The sequence below is a fragment of the Bacillus sp. URHA0034 genome, from assembly GCF_056280405.1.
On record NZ_JBWCDK010000002.1, the window covers coordinates 2,937,046 to 2,958,856 of the forward strand.

The 21,811-nt window shown below is 36.9% G+C and carries 20 protein-coding genes and 1 pseudogene; 10 read left to right on the plus strand and 11 right to left on the minus strand.

The genetic code is table 11. The features are described from left to right. Positions 1 to 165 precede the first annotated feature (165 nt). Positions 166 to 1,059 carry a LysR family transcriptional regulator gene (locus tag ACZ9EE_RS16230; RefSeq protein ID WP_476028563.1) on the plus strand — a complete coding sequence of 298 codons (894 nt, stop codon included), beginning with the start codon at positions 166 to 168 and terminating at the stop codon, positions 1,057 to 1,059. A 96-nt stretch (positions 1,060 to 1,155) separates the two neighbouring features. Here the strand turns inward: ACZ9EE_RS16230 and ACZ9EE_RS16235 are convergent, their stop codons facing one another. Together ACZ9EE_RS16235 and ACZ9EE_RS16240 are read right to left on the minus strand one after the other, a co-directional pair. After that, positions 1,156 to 1,527: a hypothetical protein gene (locus ACZ9EE_RS16235; protein WP_476028565.1), complete on the minus strand. Its 372-nt coding sequence runs from the start codon at positions 1,525 to 1,527 to the stop codon at positions 1,156 to 1,158. 11 nt (positions 1,528 to 1,538) lie between these two features. After that, positions 1,539 to 2,054 carry an acyl-CoA thioesterase gene (locus tag ACZ9EE_RS16240; RefSeq protein ID WP_144566153.1) on the minus strand — a complete coding sequence of 172 codons (516 nt, stop codon included), beginning with the start codon at positions 2,052 to 2,054 and terminating at the stop codon, positions 1,539 to 1,541. A gap of 452 nt (positions 2,055 to 2,506) precedes the next feature. Between ACZ9EE_RS16240 and ACZ9EE_RS16245 the strand changes: the two genes are divergently transcribed. From ACZ9EE_RS16245 to ACZ9EE_RS16270, 6 genes are all read left to right on the plus strand, one after another. Continuing rightward, positions 2,507 to 3,022, plus strand: a complete 516-nt coding sequence (locus ACZ9EE_RS16245; RefSeq protein WP_476028567.1) for an acyl-CoA thioesterase — start codon at positions 2,507 to 2,509, stop codon at positions 3,020 to 3,022. 24 nt (positions 3,023 to 3,046) lie between these two features. Next, positions 3,047 to 3,418 carry a hypothetical protein gene (locus tag ACZ9EE_RS16250; RefSeq protein ID WP_476028569.1) on the plus strand — a complete coding sequence of 124 codons (372 nt, stop codon included), beginning with the start codon at positions 3,047 to 3,049 and terminating at the stop codon, positions 3,416 to 3,418. 741 nt (positions 3,419 to 4,159) lie between these two features. Continuing rightward, a complete protein-coding gene (locus tag ACZ9EE_RS16255; RefSeq protein WP_476028571.1) occupies positions 4,160 to 5,878 on the plus strand; it encodes a sigma 54-interacting transcriptional regulator in 1,719 nt (572 codons plus the stop codon). Between the two features lie 474 nt (positions 5,879 to 6,352). Continuing rightward, positions 6,353 to 7,705 carry an APC family permease gene (locus ACZ9EE_RS16260; protein WP_476028573.1) on the plus strand — a complete coding sequence of 451 codons (1,353 nt, stop codon included), beginning with the start codon at positions 6,353 to 6,355 and terminating at the stop codon, positions 7,703 to 7,705. 96 nt (positions 7,706 to 7,801) lie between these two features. Next, positions 7,802 to 8,593 (plus strand): carbon-nitrogen hydrolase family protein, encoded by a 792-nt coding sequence (locus ACZ9EE_RS16265; RefSeq protein WP_476028575.1) that lies wholly within the window; start codon positions 7,802 to 7,804, stop codon positions 8,591 to 8,593. A 199-nt stretch (positions 8,594 to 8,792) separates the two neighbouring features. Further along, entirely contained in the window at positions 8,793 to 8,894 is a 102-nt protein-coding gene (locus ACZ9EE_RS16270; protein WP_476028577.1) for a hypothetical protein, read from the plus strand. 234 nt (positions 8,895 to 9,128) lie between these two features. Here ACZ9EE_RS16270 and ACZ9EE_RS16275 read toward each other — a convergent pair whose 3' ends face one another. The 7 genes and pseudogenes from ACZ9EE_RS16275 to ACZ9EE_RS16305 form a co-directional block, all read right to left on the minus strand. Continuing rightward, positions 9,129 to 11,711: a lipocalin-like domain-containing protein gene (locus ACZ9EE_RS16275; protein WP_476028579.1), complete on the minus strand. Its 2,583-nt coding sequence runs from the start codon at positions 11,709 to 11,711 to the stop codon at positions 9,129 to 9,131. 547 nt (positions 11,712 to 12,258) lie between these two features. Then, positions 12,259 to 13,056: an AIM24 family protein gene (locus ACZ9EE_RS16280; RefSeq protein WP_476028581.1), complete on the minus strand. Its 798-nt coding sequence runs from the start codon at positions 13,054 to 13,056 to the stop codon at positions 12,259 to 12,261. Positions 13,057 to 13,420: 364 nt separating this feature from the next. Beyond that, positions 13,421 to 15,226 (minus strand): glycosyl hydrolase family 28 protein, encoded by a 1,806-nt coding sequence (locus ACZ9EE_RS16285; RefSeq protein ID WP_476028583.1) that lies wholly within the window; start codon positions 15,224 to 15,226, stop codon positions 13,421 to 13,423. A 450-nt stretch (positions 15,227 to 15,676) separates the two neighbouring features. Then, entirely contained in the window at positions 15,677 to 15,985 is a 309-nt protein-coding gene (locus tag ACZ9EE_RS16290) for a hypothetical protein (protein WP_476028585.1), read from the minus strand. Next, the gene (locus ACZ9EE_RS16295) at positions 15,976 to 16,695 is read right to left on the minus strand and encodes a hypothetical protein (protein WP_476028587.1); all 720 of its coding nucleotides are present in this window, start codon (positions 16,693 to 16,695) and stop codon (positions 15,976 to 15,978) included. The genes ACZ9EE_RS16290 and ACZ9EE_RS16295 overlap by 10 nt, the downstream gene beginning before the upstream one ends. Positions 16,696 to 16,727: 32 nt before the next feature. Continuing rightward, the gene (locus ACZ9EE_RS16300) at positions 16,728 to 17,609 is read right to left on the minus strand and encodes an ABC transporter permease subunit (protein WP_476028589.1); all 882 of its coding nucleotides are present in this window, start codon (positions 17,607 to 17,609) and stop codon (positions 16,728 to 16,730) included. Positions 17,610 to 17,742: 133 nt separating this feature from the next. Continuing rightward, positions 17,743 to 17,996 (minus strand): annotated as a pseudogene (locus ACZ9EE_RS16305) (amidohydrolase); the annotation flags it as partial. A gap of 184 nt (positions 17,997 to 18,180) precedes the next feature. Here ACZ9EE_RS16305 and ACZ9EE_RS16310 point away from each other — a divergent pair. After that, positions 18,181 to 18,909 (plus strand): ribulose-phosphate 3-epimerase, encoded by a 729-nt coding sequence (locus ACZ9EE_RS16310; protein WP_476028591.1) that lies wholly within the window; start codon positions 18,181 to 18,183, stop codon positions 18,907 to 18,909. Positions 18,910 to 18,971: 62 nt separating this feature from the next. Here ACZ9EE_RS16310 and ACZ9EE_RS16315 read toward each other — a convergent pair whose 3' ends face one another. Further along, the gene (locus tag ACZ9EE_RS16315; protein ID WP_476028593.1) at positions 18,972 to 19,196 is read right to left on the minus strand and encodes a hypothetical protein; all 225 of its coding nucleotides are present in this window, start codon (positions 19,194 to 19,196) and stop codon (positions 18,972 to 18,974) included. A gap of 3 nt (positions 19,197 to 19,199) precedes the next feature. Then, on the minus strand, positions 19,200 to 19,520 hold the full coding sequence (locus ACZ9EE_RS16320) for a YbjQ family protein (protein ID WP_476032981.1): 321 nt from the start codon (positions 19,518 to 19,520) through the stop codon (positions 19,200 to 19,202). Between the two features lie 345 nt (positions 19,521 to 19,865). On the opposite strand from ACZ9EE_RS16320, the gene ACZ9EE_RS16325 reads away from it, so the two are divergent. Continuing rightward, positions 19,866 to 21,368 (plus strand): malate:quinone oxidoreductase, encoded by a 1,503-nt coding sequence (locus tag ACZ9EE_RS16325; protein WP_476028595.1) that lies wholly within the window; start codon positions 19,866 to 19,868, stop codon positions 21,366 to 21,368. Positions 21,369 to 21,547: 179 nt separating this feature from the next. Further along, positions 21,548 to 21,709, plus strand: coding sequence for a GGDEF domain-containing protein (locus ACZ9EE_RS16330; protein WP_476028597.1), 162 nt, complete (start codon positions 21,548 to 21,550; stop codon positions 21,707 to 21,709). Positions 21,710 to 21,811 lie beyond the last annotated feature (102 nt).

Consider the following 21,811-nt stretch of genomic DNA (forward strand, 5'->3'; position numbering starts at 1 on the left):
TGAGGTTTTAGTATAAATTAATTAATTAAAAGCCAGCCAGCATATGAGTAAGCTTAAGGTTAATATGTTTCCCTTTTGGGTATGACACAAGTGCGTGTCTTTAAAGAAAAATTTGTGGTAAACTAGTCTATCTTTGAAAAAGAAATATAAGGTGTTTGATGATAATTGGAAATTAAACAGTTGCAATTTTTTATTGAAGTTACGCGTACTGGTAGTTTTACTAGTGCAGCAGAAAATCTTTTCATTACGCAGCCTGCCCTCAGCAGAACCATCAAATCATTGGAAGACGAACTTGGCACAAAGCTTTTTGTTCGAACAAGGAAAAAGTTGATCTTAACCGATGCAGGACGTGTCCTAAAAAAACATGCATTAAAAATTGAAGAACAGCTGCAGCAATTGGATGAGGAAATGGATAAGATGTTAATGCTAAAAAAAGGACACATCCGTATCGGGCTCCCTACAGTTACCAATTCTACTTTTTTCTCAAAACTTCTTGCTTCTTTTCATCAAGAATATCCAGAAGTTACGTTCCAATTGGAAGAGGACGGATCAAAGCCGATTGAAGAGAAGATTGTCAATGGTTTACTTGATTTTGGTATTGTCTTTCTCCCTGACAAAAATGAAAGTATTGACTATTATACGTTTATTAATGAGAAACTAAAACTGGTTGTACCCGCCTCCCACCGTTTTATTGGCAAACAGGAAGTGTCATTGCAAGAGCTGAAAGAAGAAAATTTTATTATGTTTAACCGAGATTTTGAATTAAGGAGTCTGGTTATTGCTGCATGCAGAGGAGTTGGTTTTCAACCGACCATTATTTCGGAAACATCACAATTAGATTTTATCCAAGAAATGGTTGCTTCTAATCTGGGTATTACCTTGCTGCCTGAGAGTATATGTATGCAATTAACACATGATATTCAAACAATCTCAATAACCAACCCGACAATCCGATGGAGTTTAGCATTGATCTGGAAAACGGATGCATACATGTCACAGGTTGAGAAAGAATTTATCCGGTTTGCAAAAGTGAAGCTGTCGGAAGTATCCTTACCGTGATTCATAATCTATGATAGAAGATTTCAGCAATGGATTTTTATGCCGTGTCTACAAACAAAACGAGGCTGGGGGGAATTTCCTCACAGCCTCGTTTTATTAATGAATCACAGTTGGACCGGCTAGTTCCCTTGGCGGGTTTCCCAATGCTAACTTGCTGATATTAGCATAACTCACTTGTTCATACTCTTTTAGCAACTGTTTTAGTTCAGAAAATTTTTCGTCCTTTTTTAACTTTTCGATTTCCTCTTGATAGACGGACAAAACATAATCATCTTGTCCTGATGGCGTAAATTCGCCTGGGTCTTCATCCATGAGTAATGCTCCCATATATTGGTATCCAAAATTAAGTTTACGAGTTAGTTCAATGATATTTAAGAACATATGATAAATAGATGGTTTTGTTTCACCTAAGTGTTCAATGGCCATTTTTGCGTCAATCAAATCTTCATAATTTGCTGAGACTAACATGTTTCAACCCCCTAAGTACATGTTTTTTTCGGTGACAGTCTGGATACGAGTTCTTTATTTTGCTCTCTTTTGAGTCTGCGGATTTTTTCGCGTTCTTTTCCAGTTTCGTAAAGATATTTTTCTTCGTCTGTTTCTGGAATAACTTCTGGTACTTCCAAAGGTCTTTTATTTTCATCTAGAGGGACGAAAGTAAAGAAAGCTGTAGCGGCAATTTTGCGTTCCCCTGTTTCAAGATCTTCAGCAACTATTTTGCAGAAAATCTCCATCGACCTTCTACCGGTATAGCAAACAAATGATTCGATACTAACCGAATCGCTTTGACGAATGGGGTGAAGAAAATTAACGGAGTCTGTCGATGCCGTAACACATTGTTTTACTCGTGAATGCCGGCGAGCCGAAAGTGTCGCGCATGCATCCATCTTCTTCATAAGAACCCCGCCAAATAATGTATCATAATTATTCAAATCATTAAGTAACACCTGATCGGTATGAATTACACGCGTTTCACTAATTTTTTTCGCTTCCATTTTATCACCCTATTAAGCAATATCTTCATACTTACCTTCCGCTTTTCTTAGTGTTGGGAGATGTTATCTCAATTAAACCAGTTAGATATTTCCTGAAGTAATGAACAAATGAGGATCAGTTAATTTTCTATTCTTCATGTTTTTCTTATGAATTCTAGTGCTGGACCTAGAATTAAATTGGAATATGATGTAATAAAACAAAGAATGTACCTGTTATATCCTGTACGAAAGAGTGTTAAATAGTGCAATAAGTAATTTTTTTGTACACCTCATATTGGAACGGTTTACTTGTCTTTTAATGTTCAGGCCAAAAACGCTTTCATACAGTTTTGTTATGAATTCCATATATTATTGGCATTGTACCTTTCCACTGTGGTTATATTATAATCACCTATGTGATGTATGAGAAGCGAACGCTTCAAAAACATTTTATATATATAGGGAGAAAATAAATGGAAGCAAAGAAAATTAAAAACACACGTGTTGTTCAAACCGATCAAGTGCTCATCAACGATTTGAACAATTATTCTACATTATTTGGTGGAGTTCTGATGAAGAAGATGGATGCTTGCGCGACTCTTTCCGCCCGTAGGCATTCACGGGTAAAGGAATGTGTTACTGCATCGACAGACTCCGTTAATTTCATTAAACCAATCCGACGAAGTGATTCAGTTTGTATCGAGTCATTTGTCAGCTATACAGGTACAAAATCAATGGAAATTTTCTGTAAAGTGATTGCAGAGGATCTTGAAACTGGGGAACGAAGAATTGCTGCTACTGCATTTTTTACTTTTGTCCCTCTAGATGAAAATAAAAGACCGTTGGAAGTGCCTGGAGTCATTCCAGAAACAGAGGAAGAAAAATTTCTTTATGAAACGGGAAAAGAGCGCGAAGAAATCCGTAAGTTAAAAAGAACAAAAAATAAAGAACTTGTGGCCAGACTTACACTAGATAAACCATGGGATTAATAGTGAAACAAAGGGGAAGATAGTATGATCAGACAATCAAATTACACTGAATTGAAAAATGCACAACTTGCTATCGAAAACTTACATGCAACAAAACCTTCTATTTATAAAAAATTTATCAATATCGTAAAACTAACACGTCAATTGCACTGTGGATATCAGTATATGGGCACAGTCATTATGGATGAAAACACAAGTGATTTCTACCCTAAGTCCCTGGATGACTACGTAATGTCCGTCTACCATCGTGAAATCGAGAAATTAAAAACAGACGAAAAGTTCTCTGAATTAAAACAGGTTCTAAAAAAGTATAAACAAGTAACCTATGTCAACATTAGCAAGTTGGCATTAGGCGAAAATCCAAAAGAATTAGTTGGTCCAATTTTGATCCATTAATAGTTCGAAGGAAACAAATGAGGCACTTATATTTTTCAGTCTTTCAGAAATTCATTGATATCTTATATTAATAACCTAAAACATATTAGTTGGGTGAATCGAAAATTTAGTTCGATTCACCCAATTTGCTTTTAAGACTCCATTGCCAGTGGGATATTTACGGAAAATGGCTTGAGTGGAGATTCTTCAATAATTTTTTGGTTGCTATAGAGTAAGTTGAGAAGTTTCACGTGAAACAAGTAAGGATTTATTGAATTGGAAATCTCAAGAAAAGAAAAAACACAAGGAAGAACCTCAATTAAAATCTGTTACGGTGATCCGTATCATAAGTAAATGAGGTTTTTTGATATCATTTTTTCTTGGAGATTTCTAGGGCCATATTATGGTCCCAGAAATTATTTTTATAGATCTCCTGCAACAACAAGTAAATAATGTGCTAATCCAGTTTGCTGTTTTTCTAACATTTCTCTATGAAAGTCGTCTTTTTAAAAAAAATTTGTTTGATTAACATCCTTTATACTAATTGTATGACCATTTTTATTTAAAAATTAAGTGGTGTTTTACAACATTCTGTATATGGTGAACAGTACCAGTCACTTTTCGCCTCATCCTTTCCCTCCTTATTACACATTTCTCATCCTCACCCTCTTAGTGCCACTTTTCCAATGAAACCGTGTTATCATGAGATTATAAATTATTGGGAACATTATGATTTCTGCCGCTGGAAAGGAAGTAACCAAATTGGATTATAATAAAGAATTTGTCTTAATAAATGAAGCAGCAACCGTAAAGCAAGCCTTAGATATTATGATTCAATGTAACGCAAAACTGCTGGTTATCACTAACGACAAGAAAATTATTGGTATCTATGATAGTCATAACCTTTTAATGCAAATCACTACGCTAGATCAAAAGTTGGTATTTGAAACAGATTTTATTATCGTAAAATATAATGAACTTCTTTCTATTTCTAGTCATGACTGTCCCTATGTCCTTATTGTTGATGAGGATAATCAACTGTTGGGTTGGGCAAATGGAAAATCATTGGAAATCTATTCTTTAAAGCAGGCTTATTCTCAGGATTTGATGGAGCTAACGACGGATTTAGAAGCCATTGTTGACTCCGTTTATGATGAGGTACTAGTGGTAGATCCACTCGGTAAAATTCTTAGAGTTTCGAACCGAAGTACCCATAATTTATGGGGGGTGGACCCTCAGACTGTCATAGGACAAAATATTTTAGACCTTGAAGTAAAAGGCTGGTTCAAGCCATCCGTTACTCGAAAAGTAATAGAAGAAAATAAGAAAATATCCGTTGTTCAGCATAACCGATTCGGAAGAAAAATCTTAGCTGTCGGCAATCCGATCTTTAATCGAAATAAAGATTTAGAACGAATTGTTATTGCTTCTCGTGATATTACACAAGTAACCCGATTAGAGAAAGAGCTGGAGGAAGCAAAAACACTGAAGGAGCAATACCGTAAAGAGGTTGATATATTGAGAAGGGTTCATCAAGGAAAAGATAAGAGGATTATCTACCAATCTGAACAAATGAAAGAGTTAATGTTTGAAGTTGAGCGTGTTGCTCAGGTTGAATCGACAGTAACAATCTATGGAGAATCAGGAGTAGGGAAAGAATTAATTGCCCACTCCATTCATCAGTTGAGTCCACGTGCGGAAAAGCCCTTTATTCGAATCAATTGTGGTTCGATTCCAGAAAATTTATTGGAGAGTGAACTGTTTGGTTATGAAAGAGGTGCCTTTACTGGCGCTCTCAATCATGGAAAAAAAGGTTTGTTTGAATTGGCTAATGAAGGGACCCTTTTTCTTGATGAAATTGGTGAATTACCTTTAAATTTACAAGTTAAACTCTTAAGAGCCATTCAAGAACGCGAGATTATGAAAATTGCTGGAACGAAGGTCATACCGATTAATATCCGCATTATTGCAGCAACTAATAAAAACTTAGAAGAAATGGTAAATGAAGCAGCGTTTCGTGAGGATTTATTTTACCGGATTCATGTTATTCCGTTAGTGGTTCCGCCATTGCGTGAGAGAATGGAAGATATTGAATCTTTAGTTCATCATTTTGTAGAGTATTATAATGACCGATTTTCTACTAAAAGGCACTTTTCGGAAGATGCGATGGAAATGTTAAAGGCCTATAAGTGGCCGGGGAATATAAGACAATTACAAAATATAACAGAAAGAGCTATAGTCACTGCCTCTAATCAAATGATAACGGCTAATGATCTTGTAAAAATTTTAGAGAACCGCAAGAAGAACCAAAATGTAGTCGAGGTTCATTCGATCATCCCTTTACAGCATGCTGTCCTAGAAACAGAAAAACAACTTATTCAATTAGCTCTTTTGAAATACAAAACACTTACGAAAGTAGCAGAAGTATTAGAAGTAAGCCAACCTACCATTAGCAGACTCTGTATGAAACTAAAGAAATAATCATCGGGGTGTTCATGTATAGATTTATTTATAGACATACATAGCATGGATTTAATCAACTGAGTGTTAAGGGTATGCTCATTCATTTTTGAATAATCGTTATTCAAAAATGAATGAGATCTTCTTTTTTTTTTTGAACGAGCCTGAATAATTAAAAGAATCTTCTGAGAAAATAATTGGCACGATAATTGCATTCCTAATATTAACCCTATTTTATTCGAATTTTTAAATGGGGATATTGGGGGAATTTGTAGCAAGAAACGTTAAGATAAGGAGGGCAGAAGGGGTGTGCTTGAAGCAAGGCAGAAAAATTTTTAACAAAAACATTCTGATTATTTTAATTATAAAAAATTATCAGATGTATCTAAGAGGAAGTATTATTGATCGTTAAACAAACTTATGGCTTAAACATTCAATCAAATAACAAGATTGATCTAATTATCCATTATTCTACGGTGTCAAAGGAGGATATAAATGAAAAATCACGAAGTCTCTCTGGAACGAACCTTAACCTTACCGCACTTGGTCCTTTTTGGACTTGCCTATTTAGCTCCGATGATTGTATTTGGAATTTATGGGACGGTTGCCCAAGTAACTCATGGTCTTGAGGCGAGTGCTTATCTTGTTGCCTTAATTGCCATGTTTTTTACAGCCTTCAGCTATACTCAAATGGTTAAAGCCTTTCCTGTTGCCGGGTCTGCCTATACGTACACGCGAAGGTCTCTTAATTCACATCTAGGGTTTATGGTAGGTTGGGCAACCCTTTTAGACTACGTGTTTATTCCGATGGCCATTTGGCTGATTGGAAGTGCCTATTTACATGCAGCTTTTCCAGCGGTACCTATTTGGCTTTGGATAGTATCATTTATATTAGTAACAACATGCATTAATATATTAGGAATAAAATTGAGTACTAAAGTAAATTCCATCATGATGATTTTTCAATTTTTAGTGATTGCTCTTTTTATTATTTTCAGTATTAAAAGTATTTTAGGTGGAATGGGAGAAGCGACACTGTTTTCTATTTCTCCATTCTTTGATGAAGGTGGATCCTTATCATTCATATTTGCGGGGGCTTCGATTGCCTGTTATTCATTTCTTGGCTTTGATGCGATTTCAACTCTTACAGAAGAAACCAATCAACCTGAAAAAACTATTCCAAAAGCAATCATCCTTACTACTGTCATTGGTGGTGCTATTTTCGTAGTTTCTACCTATTTCACTCACTTGGCCCACCCTGGTTTTAATGATTTTGAACGCGTAGACTCTGCTGGGTTTGAAATTGCCAAGCAAATAGGCGGCAATTTGTTTAGCTCGATTTTCCTTGCTGGGATTATCATCGCGCAGTTTGCCTCTGGAATTTCGGCACAAGCGAGTGCATCGAGATTGTTATATGCGATGGGCCGTGATTCTGTACTACCAAAGAAAATCTTTGGTTATCTACATCCTAAATTCAAAACTCCTGTATTCAACATTCTAACGGTTGCGATTATAGGTTTGCTCGCACTTAGACTTAATGTATCCACGTCCACTTCTTTTATTAACTTCGGGGCGTTCGTAGCATTCACGTTAGTCAATGTTTCCGTTATTGCTCACTATTATATTAAAGCTGGAAAAAGATCAGGAAAAGATCATATCATTTATTTATTATTTCCAGCAATCGGTGTTATTTTTGACTTTTGGCTATTAGTGAACTTAGATACACACGCAATGATTTTAGGTGGAGTGTGGGCAATATGTGGTTTTATCTACTTGCTTTTGCTCACGAAAATGTTTAAAAAACAGCCGCCGGAATTGCATTTTGAAAAAATCGAAAAAGTGATGTAACCGTTTAGATTTTTAGTAGCAATTAAAGGATAGTGGTTCTAAAGTCATTTAAGATTTGGGGCCATTCCTTTATTAGTAGCAGGAGGTCGTACTTAAATGGAGAAAAAGCTAAGAATTGCACTGGCTCAACTTTCAGTCATTGACGGAAATAAAAATGAGAATCTAAAAAAAGTGGAGATGGCACTTAAAAAAGCTTCTGACGGATCGGCAGATATCTTGATTTTACCGGAGTTGAACTTGAGCGGGTCGGTCTCGCTGGAACAAATGAAAATATTGGCGGAACGCCGTGAATCTGGAAGTTTTAAACGAATCCAGGATATGGTGAAAATCTATCCGGTCGCAGTACTTTACTCCTTCCCAGAATATGTATCCGAAGAGGAGATGTATATTACATCTTGTCTTATGGATAAAGAGGGTGAGGCGCTGGCTTATTATAGAAAGACACATCTTTTTACAGAAGAAAATCAACTATTTAGTCAAGGCAATGAGTTAGTGAAAATGAGTTTAGGTGGGATTTCAATCGGTCTTCTAACCTGCTATGATGTTGAATTTCCTGAACCAGCAAGGGCATTGGCATTACAAGGTGTAGAAGTACTACTTGTAACCTCTGCTAATATGGCACCCTATGAATATATTCATAGACTGTTGATCCGTGCAAGAGCGCTTGAAAATCAGTGCTTTGTTGTATATTGCAATCGCATCGGCAGGAATGAAAAATTTACGTATCATGGACAAAGTGCCGTTATTGGGCCGGATGGTCAAGTAGTTACAGAAATCGAAGAAGATCTAGAGTCTGTCAAAATCGTTGATTTATCGATCGAGGAGATACAAAAATCAACCTCTGTATTTCACTACATCACTGAACGGAGAACGGAACTCTACCATTGACTTCAAGATAGTAGAAGCTTAATTGAAGCACAATATGAGGTGATAGTATGAAAGAATATAAAAAATGCCAAAGCTGTGGTATGCCATTAAAGAAAATGGAGATCGTGGTACGGAAAAGAATTTAGATAAAAGTTTAATGTACTGTTAGCATTGTTATCAAGAAGGAGAATTCACACAAAAGGACATTTCTGTAGATGAAATGACACAATTTGTTAAAGATAAGTGCATTGAAATGGGGTTTCCGAAGTTTTTGGCAGGAATGTTTGTAAAAAACCTTCATAAATTGGAGAGATGGAAATAGACCTTACAATCCAAGTTAAAAGAGCAATATGTTAGGCTTACCTCATTTTGATTGGTTACGGTGACCGTACCATAAGTAACGTCGAAATGTTCAATTATTAAGAGAGATTTTAATTGTTTAAGGAAGTGTGTATATTTGTATTTAAGTAATTATTCTTAAGTAAGAAAATGTTACTTTAAGATAAACGAAAGCCGATATCAATTGGATATCGGCTTTACAGATTATATTGACAAATTAATTAGATAACTGAGCTAATTGGTTCGGAGTGAGTGCACCAGAATAAACGCGAAGGTCATCCATTTCACCTTTGAATGGTGTATCCCAATAGTTAACGCCTAAACCAAAGCTTGCATTTTTGTTTGAAAAAATGTTCGGGAAATTGCTTCCAGTGAACTTCTTCTCACCATTTACATAGACAATAGCTGTCCCATTATCAGCCGTGAAGATTAGGTTTGTCCACTGATTTAATGGTAAATTGACACCTGTAGCAGCATCATACCAAGCATCTCCTGACCAAACCTGTGCACTTCCGTTTAGAGGCCCTTTTGGAACCAAGCTAACCCAGCTATTAGGATTCGCTGCTCCAAAGAAGGTTGTTGTATAGGTTGTTAACTGGCTTGGTTTGACCCAAAGGGAAACAGAATACGAATTGCTATTGATTAAACCATTTGGTAATTTAATACCCGAAGTACCATTAAATATCGCTGCCTGACCATCTTTGCCTTGAGTATCATAAGTAATCGAACCGCCTGCTGGATTATCTAGCTTATCCCCAGTAACAGAACCGGCACTAAAAGCATTTGCACTTTCCGTCAAATCACCATTAAGGGCATAATGTGCCACTAACTTTGCTGGTACATAAGGAACAATAGTAACCGTAAATGATTTTGTTTTCGTGATGCCACCTTTTGTAATGGTTGCAGTCAATGTTGCGGATACAGTATTCGTACCGTCTGGACGATTCACTTCACCCGTATTGGAAACAAGGCTTGGATCAGAAGATTGCCATGTAATGGCTGCCTCATGTGTTCCTTCAGCCGGCAATGCCAAGTTAGAGTTTACTTGGTCTGCATTGTCAATACGTAAGTCATTATATACCGCATCGACAACTTGAGCATCTGGCATATCGGTATACTTACTTCCCCAAATCGTAACACCTTCACTTGATACCGCTGTAAAGGTCATGACATAGGCTTGAGAAACTGGATCCCAATCACGGACGAATACACCATCATACGTATTGCCGTCAATCGTAATTTCAGCTTGGTAATGGCCTGCTTTCTCCCAAGTCCCTGTCACAGCACCTGAAACCGTTCCGTCTTGATTTAAATGAATGTCGACGGGTTTCGTAATATCTGCAGTTGTTGCTTTGCCATGGTTAATGAATTTATAATCTCCCACAAGGTCTTCTCTATTTACTTTTGCAATCGTTTCCCCTGCATAACGATATGGTGAAATTACAGGCCAGCCATCTTCGTTCATGAAGATTTGCTGAACACGTACTGCATGGTACTCGCCTTGACCTGGGAAGCGGGCATGCATAACCACAAACTTCTTACCTGTTTTATTGTCATATAAGACAGAATTTCCTCCTGGTGAAACATACCCTTCCCCGAGCCCTGTTCCAGGGTCTCCTGGTTTGCGGTCAAATAGGAAGTTCCCCATTAATTTTTCACCATAATCTGAATTATTGACTGAGCTGTTTGGAAAAACTGCATTTTTTCCAGATGGATCAAGATATGGTCCATCTGGATTTTTGGAGCGGAACACTCTCATATTGTAACCGCCATTTGCAGCTAAACCGCCGAGTGATTCATATAAGTAGTAATAGTCTGTATCCTTATCGTAATTAATGAATGGGCCCTCACCTGATTTACCATAACCGCCTGAGATTTTTATTCCAAAATATCGATCAATATAGTTCCCATCAGCAGTTGTCTCATCTTTCCCCGGATAAATGGCCTTACCGGTTGTTTTATCGATTGGGAGAATATATAGCCCGCCGGACCAGGAACCGTAAGTCATCCAAAGGTTGCCATCCTTATCAGGGAATACGGTAGGATCGATGGCATTTGGAACATTGCTTGTATTAAAACTGCCATTGCTATTAAACCAATAATCACTTGGACCGGATAAGGTACCGTTATCCATCAGTTGCTTAATATTGGTATTCGTATATTGGGTGTTGATTTTGCTATAGCTTGTCGGATTCTTACTTAATCCATTGGCGCCATTATCATAATTACTCATCTTTGTAAAACCGGAATACACAATCGTATCAACATATGTGTATGGCCCATCGATCGTTTTCGATACGGCATACCCAATTGCTGATCGTTTATATGTAGAGGATGTGCAGTAGTACATCAAATAGGCACCTTTGGAGCCATCTGAATTGACGTAATCTTTATTCCAAAACGGATCCAGCGCCCAGACAGAATAACCATTAGGATTATCGCCATCATGGTTTCCCGCCCATGCAAATGAACCTGCAAGGTTTTGAGCCAGATCCCCAAATATTATATTGTTTGGTGTGTCGTAACCGTTGTCAAATTGAGTCCAGTTCATTAAATCGGTTGACTTTGCAGCGGCGAGATGAGATCCAAAAGCATAATAGCTGCCATCTTTCGCTTGGATGACAGACGGATCATGTACCGAAGCATTTGAAAATGTAGGTGTTGGTCCTTGATGAGGCAGATTTGGTTTGTTATTTTTGTCACTTGGCGGTGTTGCTGCATTACTTGGAACAGTAGTTGGCAATATAAGCCCAACTGTTAAAGCGGATATCGCTCCGATTTTTGCTAATTGCATTTTCATTTGACACTTCTCTCCTTTATTAAAGCAGAACTTGTAAACGTCATTATTCGTTTTATAACTTTAACTATAAACAACTTAAGATGAGTTATCAGAGGAGTAAACCCTTACATTTTTATTTCGAAAAGGGATTTGGAATGAACTGCTTTTGCTGAAAATAACCGAATCTCGTTATTTTTTGTTGTATCCCTCCTAAAAGGCACAAAGTAACAAATGTTAATACATGGATGGCAAATTAGTATATTAATATTTTTGTTAATCAACTTACCATTTTACTAATAATATAATAGTTGACTATCTATTGTAAATAGAGACTTTTTTACTAGTTTTGTTTAAAAGTTATTAAATATAGAAGACTTCCCTGGGACGGTTGAGCCGGTCATAGTATTCGAGAGCAGAAGTTAGTTTTTAAAGTAGATGCGATGTGAGTTTTTTTAAAAATAAAAAGGTACCTGACCAAATTGCATTTACGCATATGTGGCAGGTACCTTTCCAATTTTCTTACAAGCTTATTACTACGGGGGACTGCCTCCATAGCCTGAGATCCTTTTTATTTTGACGACGGCACTGGGTTTAACATATATCCTAACTTTTCATAAACAGGTAACGTTGGTGCAATAAAGACTTTCCCAGTACCTCTAAATGTTTGAAGCAGACCTTCGCCCGATGCAACAGAACCGAAAATGCTTTTTGATGATTTCTCAACGGTAAAGTCAATATTTCCAAGTCGGAAAAGTGTGAAATTCCCATCTACTTGAACCATTTCATTTTGGAGTTCAAACTCTACAAGTTCATCTTCTGGAACAGGAATTTCAAATACACAATATCCGCTTCCAGATACTTTTGTTTGAAATAATCCTTCACCCCCAGCAATGGCAGAAGAAATATTTTTCACTGGTTGAACAGAAATAGAAACAGTCGATTCACAGCAATAAAAAAGTCCCTTATCCGCAATGATTTCTTCGTTATTAAGTTCAACAATCATAAAGTGTTTAAAACTTGGTTCTAAATAAATAATTCCACTACCTTGGTATTGTGGTTTAATCATGGATTCATTGGCTAAAACACTGGAGGCTATTCCTCTTAAGAAACCTTTAGCATTAGTTCCTCCTAAACTTTTTAATGAAATATTCCCTTTCATAAACTGCAGGGCACCGGATTCAGCTGTAAGGGAGCTGTTTTTAAGTGTGATCCTTACTTGTCTTAATTTAATGTTGGATTTTTGCGCAAAAAATAATTTTTCAGCAACAGAAAAATTATCATTCCCGCCTAATTGTTGATACTCCAAAACCTCAATTTTTATATTTTGATTTTCAACGAAACTTATCACTTGATATGCCTCAGACATCACAATTTCTCCTTTTTCACTTTCTATATTTTTTGAGAAAGATTTTCAACATTCCAAGCACTAGGTGAGCTCATTATCAAACAGTAATTAATGGGTAAAGCTGTACAAAGTTTCATTTTTGTAAGACGTTAGGGACGCAATAACACAGGAGTGTATTCCTCTTCACGCTAGATGGCTTCTCCATCATTAATTTCGCAAGATTAATTATACTAAATTGAAAGGGCTGAGGACAAAGTAATGAAGGTGTACATTAGCCGCCACTTAAATTGCCTGGAATAGCGGCAGTGTTTATATTCCGAATAACATAAAAAAACAGCATCAGTAATTTCTACTAATGCTGTTTTTTATATAACTCTTTATTGTGCTACTTCCATTCAGTATCTGGAAGAGTCTTGCCATCAACTTTGAGATTTTGATATATGCTACCAGGCTGGAACATATCACCGTCATTAATGTTGACATTTTCCATGGTAATATTCTTGACGTATTGGAAATACAACGGTTTATCAGCATGCACAGTGATGTTCTTTAATGTTAGACCATCAACAGGGCTTTCATATAGTCCTTGGAAGAAGGAAGCTTCTTGGGCACCTTCACATGTTATATTTTGAATCGTAATATTTTTAATGTGAGGCGTTGTTTCATCAACTACACCAGTGTATGGAAGTGGAACACCATTTGAGGTGTAATTTGAGTTAATATTGAATGCATCGCCTTGAATATCTTTCATTATGATGTTGTCAAATGTAAGATTTTCAATAGTACCGCCGCGGCCGCGAAGGGTTTTCATACGAATACCAACATTGGTGCCGTCAAATATATCATCCCTGGCAACAACGTTTCTAACGTCACCGGACATTTCGCTGCCGATTGTAACGCCGCCATGTCCATGTTTCATAATGTTATTTCGGATTTCAATGTTTTGGCTTGGTCTGCCAATTTGGCGGCCTTCAGCATCCTTACCGGATTTAATCGCGATCGCATCATCACCAACATTAAATGTCGAACCAAAAATCTTTAACCCATCAACTGAATCTGGGTCGACACCATCTGTGTTTGGTGCATCAACTGGGACAGCTGGATTATTTACGTATACACTATCAATCACCACATTGTTACTGTATAAAGGCTGGATTGTCCAAGATGGTGAATTGGTAATGTTTAGGCCTTGGAGAAGTACATTTTCTGAATCCTTGAATTGAATCAATCTAGGGCGGGCAGTTTGAGTTGCTGGATTGGTAGCTTTTGGATTATCCCACCATAATCCCATATTAAAGTATACTGTTGTGCTAGCATCTGTGTTCGGGTCATATTTTCCATTGTTATAGTCATATGTCCCGGCAAGGTTTACTTTTTTATAAGGATAACCGAATTCATCGACTCCGTTCGAAGGCATTGCTTTAATTGGTCCAGCATTTCCATCGATTGTCCCTTCACCGATGACTTTTAGATTTTTAGCACCTTGGGATGCAATCAAGCTTTGATAAGAGTGGAATGTAGTACCTTCCCAACGGTCTTCAATAACTGGATAGTCAGAAACGTCACGGCTTCCAAGAAGTGTTGCATCTTTTTGAATCTCGAATGTCATATTGCTTTTTAAATTTAGAGGAGCAGAATAATATGTACCTGCCGGAAGTACGACAAGACTGTCTGGACTAGCGGAAGCTGCATCAATGGCTGCTTGAATGGCAGCGGTATCTTTGGTTAAACCGTCACCTTTTGCTCCAAAATCTTTAACATTGAATACTTTACCTAACACATCAGTTCTTACATTAACATGAGCGCTTTTGTTTGAATGATTACCTGCAGCATCTCTTGCAACAACTTTGAAGCTATACATTGTATTTGGTTTTAAGTCAGTTACGGTAAGGTTTGTCATGGCAACACCGTATTCATTTGGTGTTGAACTTCCCGCCAATTTACCATTTACATAGACATCATAAGCTGCTATCCCAGTATTGTCAGAAGACTTATCCCAGATAAGACTTACAGATTTATAGGTTGTCGCATATGCATTAAGATTAAGAGGTGATGTTGGCGCTGATTTGTCCAATGAAACTTGTGCATCACTCGTTGGCGGTGCAGCAAACACTGCATATGGCGCGATTGCGGAACAACTTAGAGCTAGACTTAGTGCTACTGTTGATAATGCTTTTTTTCTTAGTCTCATAAATTACCTCCTGAGTTTAGATGAAAATGCTTACAGTTTTAGATAGTAAAATTCCTGACTTTGGTCTGCATTAACCCAAAAACAACGTTTTCATTTTTAAATAAAAAAGCTAATAGTTTATTTAATAAGTTGCTATCAAAAGTGAAGCGGGTGTCTGATTACACATCCTTTCTAGAAAATGTTAACGTTAACATTTTTTTGTTAACGTTAACATAATTTTTATATTCTAAATCTAATCTTTTATTTTATTTTATTCAATATATATTTTGACCTGTTTGAAAAATAAGACTATATGGCTATTAATCAATAATTAACAAGGGACTGCCGGTATAATAGTTGGTGGTGCATCCGTTCGATAAGTAAATGAGGTTCTTCTTTCTAAAAGTAAATAAGTGGTAAAAGGTGTTAATCCTAAGAAAAATTATTATAGGATTGAACACCCTTGTTTTGTCAATTTTCCAATTCTGTTTTATTTTGCAAAGTAAAATCCGGAGAAAGGGGTGAGACAGTATTGTCGCCTTGAGTTTTATTTTTCTGTACTTTCTTAGACTGCAGGTTTTTGGAGTTGCCTTCCATTACTGCCTCAAGTTCTTTTTTCATCATATTAATAAGGAATATTAAAAAAAAGTATGCAAATAGTGGATCTAAGACAATCCATGGAACCCGGTAGAATTCTCGGTAGTTTTGACCAATTAGTCCAGACCATTCCTTTGTAAGTGAACTCACTTGACTTGGAACATTGTGAGCACCTAGCCCCAAGCTCCCTGATTGATCTGTACCGACAATTTCTTCTGTGAGATACCACCCAAATAAATATTGAAGGTACCGAGGAACATAATCAACACCAACGTATTGAGTAATTGTTGAACAAATATGAGCAAACCATAGGAGGTCATAAAAGGCTTCAGATGTCTTTTTATAATATGAAAATGACTTGCCCCCATCAAATAGGAACTTTGAATAAAGGACTTTCCTTTTAGTTCTTGGATGATATCTGATGTACTAATTAGGACAGAAGGGACACCCACAATAACCAAAATGATCATCTGATAAACAATTATGAACACTGTACCATCTTTTACATAGGTAGTTGAAGTAGCTGTAATAAGCAATAATGTGATAATAATATGCGGAATGATCCGAAATACAACAAACAAATCCTTTACAATTGGCAAAAGTAGCTTAAGCCAAAATGAAAAAATAATCCCGAACAGACCACCAATAAAAACTCTCAGTATGGTGATGCCAAAGGCAATAAGGAGTGTATATTTCGCACCATAAATCATCATTAAAAGGATATCTGCTCCGTTCCGGTCGGTACCAAGAATAAAACGTGATGAAGGCGGGAAAGGCGGGATGACGCTCATAACTCCATTATCATCATGAAGAATTCGTGTTTTGTTAAAATCCGCCGGACCATATAGGGGATAGAGAAAGCTTAGAATTAAGATAAAACTCAGGATAAACAAGCCAAATATGGTCTTTTTGTAGTTTAATATCCTCATATACTGTTATGTTCCTTTCTATTCATTCTCATGGTTACAAACCACGAAAGTAAATTCGATAGAATAATAGGAACCGCAAAAAGCAGAAGACTGATAACATATGGGACAATCCGCTTTGCAAAGAAAGATTTTACAACTCCAATATACCCATCAATGTTAAATAGGTATTCTACTACAATAATATTCGTAAGAATGTACCAGATAATTACTTTTAAATGAATGAGTAATAAAGGAATAATGTTACGAAGGATGTGTTTTAAATAAATAGCTCTCCGTGACAGGCCTTTTGCTCTTGCAAATACTACATAATCCTTTAACTCTTCATTCGAAAATTCTTTTAATAAAAACTGGATTAAGAAAAGGGCGGGGAGAAAGGACGATACGAAAGCAGGTAAAAAATAGGGCTGTGTACTCAGTCCGTCATATAACTGAAACAGTTTAATATCGTAAGTTTTATATAGATAGATGACTAAATATTGTAACAAGAAGATGATTAATAGTTCAGGTGCACTCGTCGTGAAATCGATAAAACCTTTTAATCTTTGTCGGGCGGATGTGGGCAGCATCATGATGGCGGTTGAAACAACTAGCCCCACAATGACTGCAAATAGGAGGGCAAGTGATAAGATGCTCATTGTATAATAATATTTATCAATGGTTGATGCATTTAAATATTCAAAGATAAATGGAACTTCGTCTTTGATATGAAGAAACCAGCTTAGATTACTTTTGGAGTACTCCCAATATAAGCTAACATCCATATCTATTCTTTTTTCTTTCGCATTAAATTGGAGAAATAAAGGGATATTCATCAAAAAGACGAAACCAGCCAAAATGGCTGTTACTTGTATGGGGAGATACAATATTTTTTTAATCAAAAATTATCCATCCCTAACAATAAATTAGTTAAACTTATAGAATTATTAAATATTCCTATTTATTTTCATTTACTATTTTTTCCAGTTTTTTCAAACCTTGTTTAAATGCTAAAAAACATAATAGATTGTCAATTTTATAAAGGTTTTCAATCCATTCTTTTGTGTCTCCTGTCATGTATCGGATAACACGTTCAAGCTCCACACGATCTTTAATCACATTAAAGGTTCCTTTTCCGTCAAATGAACCAATGGTGATGACATCCATATCAAAGGGATTTAAACGGCGGCTAATATTCGTTTGCACCGCTGTCACAAATAAGAACCGGCAACAATTGCATGATTGGCCATATGTGGGGAAGAGCCATGTCCCCGTTCTTCCATAAATTTGTGTTAGGTGGTTTTTATAGGCCTCTGAATAATTTAAAATCCGGGAAATTTGACTACCTTATAATCAGTAAAGTACAATTAGCGGGTATATTTGCCTGTAACTCTCAAAAGGGAAATATTGAATATACCAGATTTCTAAGATACGCTTGAAGTTGTTAACCTATATACAGGAAGGTGTAAATATATGGCAATTGTACTTGCGTCCATTCTTGATGCAGATTGGTCGAAATTATCAGATGAAATACGTGACGTGGACCGTGCAGGAGTAGATGGTTTTAGTATTGATATTATGGATGGAAAATTTGTTCCCAGAACAACATTTGGGCCAAATGATGTTTCTTTTATTAGGAATTTAACAAATGTACCTATTGAAGTACATTTAATGGTTAGTAATCCAGAGAACCATGTTGAATTGTATTGTGATGCTGGAGCAGACCAGGTGGTTTTTCATATAGAGGCAGCGAATGACCCGCTTTCAATTATTGAGTCTATCCACTCTAGGGGTTTACGGGCAGGTATCGCGATTCTTAAAGAAACACCCCTTGACAAAATATCGGATGACGTACTCCAATCGATAGATGCATTGACTATCATGTCTGTTACGGTTGGATATGGCGGTCAAAAGCCATCTTCCGAAACAGTTCAGCGTATTATTGAAATTAGAGAACGAGCTAAAGAAATAAACCCTAATCTTTTCATCGTAATAGATGGTGGGATGAAACCGGATAATTGTTCAGAATTTGTTCAGGCAGGTGCCGATGCAGTTGTAATCGGAACAGGTATTTATCACGCTTCAAATTATGAGGAAGCAATTAAAATTACCCATCAAAATATAGATCCAGATGAACCTGTCTCGAAGCAACGGATAGAAGGCTTGCTTGCCTTACCAAGCAAAAAACGTTTGGAAAAATAAAACGAAAGGAGCCTGTTTTGTTAAAAATTAAACTGGCTCCTTTTTACTATAATGATGGTGCATTATTCTTCTTTATAAAAGCGCTCTCCCGTTTCCTGGTTATAATAAACGACTAATTTTTTATTTGTTGTTGGATCAAATGATACCTCATTTGTTCGGACGAAGCCTTTAGGCACTTGCTGCCCATTCTTTGCCTTGAAGCGGCGGTCCCAGAAGAACCAAGATCCAATGATTAAAATGATTAGAATAATGAGTTGAATTCCGTAATAGCCAATAATCCATTTCATTAATCATACCTTTTCTGCGATAACAGCTGTTCCATAAGCAACAATTTCACTCATATTCTGGCCGATTTCTCCAGAGTCAAAGCGCATCATAATGATTGCAGATGCACCCATAGCGGAAGCGTTTTTTACCATCCGGTCGATTGCTTGCTTTCTGGCATCTTCGAGCATTTCCGTATATTGACTGATTTCCCCGCCTACTAGTCCCTTTAAAGAAGCAACGATATCTTTACCGATTCCTCTTGCTCTTACAGTTAAGCCAAATACTGGACCTATCACTTCTGTAATTTTATGATTGGCAATATTTTCAGTTGTTACGATGATCATACGGAACCGCCCCTTAACAAAAATGATGACTACATGCTCTATTTTACTTTCTATTGGATACAAATACCATCAGTATTTAAATCTTCACAAATGCCGTATTCAACCAGTGCAAATTAGGTCCAGTTTGTTTTGAGAGGGATGTCCCACTTTATTACAAGCTTTAAATAGTTTATAATAATCAGATAATGCTAGATATATAAATCTATAAATAAAGATATTAATTATCACATGATTATCATTGGTACAAAAATGTGTGTTCCTAGGCGGCGCCGTGCTTTTTGTGACACCTATTCAGGAGCGCCTACATCTTTTTTTTCAAATATAGGAGATAAGGAAGCGGTTATAATGAGCAGCATACAGACAAAAACAGACATTATTTTAATTGGTGCCGGAGTCATGAGTGCGACTTTGGGATCTTTATTGAAAGAGTTAGCACCGGAATGGGAAATTAAAGTGTTTGAGAAGCTCGCAAGTTCTGGAGAAGAAAGCTCGAACGAATGGAATAATGCAGGTACCGGCCATTCTGCACTATGCGAACTAAACTATACATCTGAAAAATCAGATGGGTCTATAGATATTAGCAAAGCTATACAAATTAATGAACAGTTTCAGCTCTCAAGACAGTTTTGGTCTTATCTTGTAAACCGTAATTTGATTCAAAATCCGCAAGACTTTATCATGCCAATTCCTCATATGAGTTTAGTACAAGGGGAAAGTAATGTAACTTTTTTGAAAAAACGATTTGAAGCGCTGTCAAGCAATCCCCTGTTTCAAGGGATGGAATTTTCCGATGATCCTGAAAAACTGAAGGAATGGATTCCGCTGATCATGGAAGGCCGGACAACCAATGAACCGATAGCGGCAACAAAAATTGACTCAGGAACAGATGTCAACTTTGGTGCTTTAACCCGCATGTTGTTTGATCACTTACGGAGCAAAAACGTCGAGATAAACTATAAACATAGTGTTAAAGATATTAAGCGTGCTAACGATGGCTCTTGGGAAGTGAAAGTGCATGATATTGATAGCGATACTATGGAAAAGCATTCAGCAAAATTTGTCTTTATCGGCGGTGGCGGCGGAAGTCTGCCGTTACTACAAAAAACTGGCATTCCTGAGTCAAAACATATTGGAGGATTTCCGGTAAGTGGATTATTTTTGGTATGCAACAAACCGGAGATTGTCGAGCAGCATCATGCAAAAGTATATGGTAAGGCTAAGGTTGGCGCTCCCCCCATGTCCGTACCGCATCTTGATACTAGATTTATTGAGAATAAAAAATCTTTACTATTTGGACCGTTTGCTGGCTTCTCACCCAAGTTTTTAAAAACTGGATCCAATATGGATTTGATAAGTTCCGTAAAGCCGAATAATGTCCTGACTATGTTAGCTGCAGGAGCAAAGAATATTCCATTAACAAAATATCTAATCCAACAACTCATGCTATCAAAAGAACAACGGATCGAAGAGTTACGTGAATTTATTCCCAATGCTAAGATTGAGGATTGGGATATCGTGACAGCTGGCCAACGTGTGCAAGTGATCAAGGATACGGAGGCAGGCGGAAAAGGGACCCTTCAATTTGGGACAGAAGTAGTTAGTGCTGCTGATGGTTCAATCGCTGCATTGCTAGGGGCATCTCCTGGTGCGTCTACTGCGGTTCACGTTATGCTGGAAGTATTAGAAAAATGTTTCCCACAACATATAAAAGAATGGGAACCGAAAATATTGGAGATGATCCCTTCCTATGGCTTGTCGCTAGTGGAAAACCCAGAATTTTTCGAGGATATTCATACTTCAACGGCACAGACACTTAATCTAACCGAAAAGGAATTGGTCTATAGCTAATTTTTAACATTTTGGCGGAAGAGTATCATCATAAAAACTAAGAGTAAAGAAACGGGAATTGGATGATCCAATTCCCGTTTCGATTTCGATTACAACAGACTAATAATAATGATCCACATTTATTTTTATCTATGCTACATTAAAGGAAAAAAGTGTTATTCCAAAAGAGGCATTAAACCGTGAATTCACAACTGACAGTCGATATTACGGTAGCTGGAGTGGCTGAGGTAATGAAAGGTACAGAGGAAACGCTGCATCAGCTGTTGAATAAAGCTGATAAAGCTTTATATTCCGCAAAAAGAGAAGGGCGTAATCAAGTGCAAGTCTATACAGCCATTTAGAAACTAATAAATAGTAAGTTAATGCCTCCAAAATGGGAGGCATTTTTGAATTATGTTAGTTTAACAATATAGTCAGCCAGCTAAAGTGTAATGGCAGATTTG

Coding starts and splice junctions, on each gene's coding strand:
- ACZ9EE_RS16235 (WP_476028565.1), bottom strand. CDS start 1,527: ATGTTAGTCTCAGCAAATTATGAAGATTTGATTGACGCAAAAATGGCC.
- ACZ9EE_RS16240 (WP_144566153.1), bottom strand. CDS start 2,054: ATGGAAGCGAAAAAAATTAGTGAAACGCGTGTAATTCATACCGATCAG.
- ACZ9EE_RS16245 (WP_476028567.1), top strand. CDS start 2,507: ATGGAAGCAAAGAAAATTAAAAACACACGTGTTGTTCAAACCGATCAA.
- ACZ9EE_RS16250 (WP_476028569.1), top strand. CDS start 3,047: ATGATCAGACAATCAAATTACACTGAATTGAAAAATGCACAACTTGCT.
- ACZ9EE_RS16260 (WP_476028573.1), top strand. CDS start 6,353: ATGAAAAATCACGAAGTCTCTCTGGAACGAACCTTAACCTTACCGCAC.
- ACZ9EE_RS16265 (WP_476028575.1), top strand. CDS start 7,802: ATGGAGAAAAAGCTAAGAATTGCACTGGCTCAACTTTCAGTCATTGAC.
- ACZ9EE_RS16270 (WP_476028577.1), top strand. CDS start 8,793: ATGACACAATTTGTTAAAGATAAGTGCATTGAAATGGGGTTTCCGAAG.
- ACZ9EE_RS16275 (WP_476028579.1), bottom strand. CDS start 11,711: ATGAAAATGCAATTAGCAAAAATCGGAGCGATATCCGCTTTAACAGTT.
- ACZ9EE_RS16280 (WP_476028581.1), bottom strand. CDS start 13,056: ATGTCTGAGGCATATCAAGTGATAAGTTTCGTTGAAAATCAAAATATA.
- ACZ9EE_RS16285 (WP_476028583.1), bottom strand. CDS start 15,226: ATGAGACTAAGAAAAAAAGCATTATCAACAGTAGCACTAAGTCTAGCT.
- ACZ9EE_RS16310 (WP_476028591.1), top strand. CDS start 18,181: ATGGCAATTGTACTTGCGTCCATTCTTGATGCAGATTGGTCGAAATTA.
- ACZ9EE_RS16315 (WP_476028593.1), bottom strand. CDS start 19,196: ATGAAATGGATTATTGGCTATTACGGAATTCAACTCATTATTCTAATC.
- ACZ9EE_RS16320 (WP_476032981.1), bottom strand. CDS start 19,520: ATGATCATCGTAACAACTGAAAATATTGCCAATCATAAAATTACAGAA.
- ACZ9EE_RS16325 (WP_476028595.1), top strand. CDS start 19,866: ATGAGCAGCATACAGACAAAAACAGACATTATTTTAATTGGTGCCGGA.